This window comes from Lentilactobacillus parabuchneri DSM 5707 = NBRC 107865, from assembly GCF_001435315.1.
Taxonomy (GTDB): domain Bacteria; phylum Bacillota; class Bacilli; order Lactobacillales; family Lactobacillaceae; genus Lentilactobacillus; species Lentilactobacillus parabuchneri.
In genome coordinates this window covers 1-205 of record NZ_AZGK01000050.1, presented here as the reverse complement: position 1 = coordinate 205, position 205 = coordinate 1, and the positions used below count along the sequence as shown (strand labels likewise).

Sequence of the window (205 nt, the reverse complement as noted above, 5' to 3'; positions counted from 1 at the left end):
AGGGGGATCGGTTGGAGTTCACGCGGCGACAGTCAATACAGATAATCAACCGCTTGCTCAAACTTCGCTTCAGACGACTACCGAAGGTCAGACGGCTGTCAATGATGGTGCCCAGGCATCCAATGGTGCTCACTATGCTAACGCAACTGGCAATGTGTCATCGAACAGTGATGCCACCAGTCTAGAGGCGGATCCAGTTAACCAA

1 pseudogene is annotated in these 205 nt (G+C 52.2%); it reads left to right on the top strand.

Features of this window, described 5'->3' with window-relative positions:
- Positions 1 to 205, top strand: a pseudogene (locus tag FC51_RS12405) (hypothetical protein); the annotation flags it as partial.